Here is a 1,795-nt window from a genome sequence, read left to right as displayed (position 1 = left end):
GGCCGTCGCAGCGCCCGCCGGGTTCGACCTGCAGTCCCACCGCGGCGGCCGCGGCGAGACGACCGAGGAGTCGCTGCGCGCCTTCGCGAAGTCCTTGGAGCTCGGGGTGAGCACGCTCGAACTCGACATCGTGCTCACGAAGGACAGGCAACCCCTGGTGTGGCACGACCCCCGGATCGACGAGACCAAATGTGCCGACACGGCTCCGGCGTTCCCGGGCGATCCGATGTACCCGTACGTGGGGAAGCTGGTGCACGATCTCACCCTCGAACAGATTCGCACCCTTGACTGTGGCAAGTTGCTGAGCGGATTTCCCGACGCCGAGGTGGTGCGCGACAACAAGATTGCCGTGCTACCCGAGGTGTTCGCGCTGACCGATGCCTACGACGCCGACGTACGTTTCAACATCGAGACGAAGATCGAGGCGGACAAACCCGAAACCTCGGCCACGCCGGAGGAGTTCGTCGGCGTCATCCTCGATGCCGTACGGGCGGCGGGCAAGGTCGACAAGGTGGACATCCAGAGCTTCGACTGGCGCACACTGCCATTGGTGCAGCGGGCCGAGCCGTCGCTACCGAGGGTGGCGCTGTGGGATGACACCACCTGGGTGCCGGGTTCTCCGTGGCTCGGTGGGGTCGATCCGGCAGTGGACAGCGATCCGATCGCCGGCGCGGTATCGGTGGGCGCCACGGTGCTCTCACCCCAGTACCAGCTGGTGGACCGGGGATTCGTGGAGCGGGCACACGCGCTGGGCCTCAAGGTGACCCCGTGGACCGTGAACGAACCGGCGGCCATGCGGGCGCTGATCGCCGACGGCGTCGACGGCCTCATCACCGATTACCCGACGCGGCTGCGGGGCGTGCTGGCGGAGCTGGGCCTGCCGCTGCCGCCGTCGTTTCAGCGGCTCAACTGACCCACGGGTCGGCGCGCTCCCACAGCGCCGGCAGGTGCAGACTCACCGCGTCCCGTTCGGCCAGCCGGGTCAGCACCCGCATCGAGACGTCCAGGTCGTCACCGGCGTACGGCAGTGCGCGCAAGGGTTTGTGCAGCGGCCGGAAGAAGTCGTCCCAGTGGATCAGCACCACGCGGCGCGCGCCCACAGTGCGCACGGTGTCGGCCCAGTAGCTCTCCAGGTACTGCTCGGACTGCAACCCGAGTTGGCCGATCCCGAGGTAGACCACCTCGGCGTGCTGCCCGTCCAGTGCGCCCGGCACCGCGCCGGCACTGCCGACGATCAGCAGGCTGCGGTCGCTGGCCCGGTGGTGCACCAGGGTCGACCAGGCCTCACCGCCTTTGTACGCAGAGGCCTTGACGGGCGGCAAGACGGGCGCGGTGATGGTGCCGGGGAAGCGGTCAGGTGGGCAGTGCTCGGACTCGAAGAGCGTCACCTGAAACGCTCCGAGGGTGACGGCCTCGCCCGGGGTGACCGTGACGATCCGGTCGGGGGCCAGGCCACCGCCGGCACCGACCTGGGCGGTCGAGGTGCCGCCCACGAGTCGGGCACCGGTGCGCTCGGCCACGACGGCTGAGTCCATGGCGTGGTCGAAGTGGGTGTGGACCGGCAACACGGCTTCGAGCTTGTCGACGCCGAGACGGGCCAGGCTGCCATCGATGCGGGGCAGTGACGGCGCCAGCTTGCCCAGCACGACGCTCGCCAGCGCGGGCCGGGAGAAGAACCCGTCGGTGAGGACGGCCGAGGACCCGTCGTCGACCAGGAGCGTGCTGACCCCGGCCCACGTCACCGTGACCGGGGATTGCGGTGTGGCCGACGGTGCGTCGAAGAACCGCGCATAGG

The 1,795-nt window shown here is 69.5% G+C and carries 2 protein-coding genes; one reads left to right on the top strand and one right to left on the bottom strand.

What is annotated here, in order from left to right:
- A partial coding sequence (locus ACWGPE_RS18660) for a glycerophosphodiester phosphodiesterase (protein WP_452049257.1) occupies positions 1-913 on the top strand: 913 nt, incomplete at its 5' end.
- On the opposite strand, the gene ACWGPE_RS18655 is transcribed toward ACWGPE_RS18660, so the two are convergent.
- Positions 906-1,795: MBL fold metallo-hydrolase (locus ACWGPE_RS18655; protein WP_452049256.1), on the bottom strand; the 890-nt coding region annotated here is incomplete at its 5' end. The genes ACWGPE_RS18660 and ACWGPE_RS18655 overlap by 8 nt on opposite strands.

Source organism: Agromyces sp. NPDC055658, from assembly GCF_053618155.1.
The sequence above is the reverse complement of the archived record's forward strand: the minus strand, read 5'-3'. Positions and strand labels throughout refer to the sequence as shown.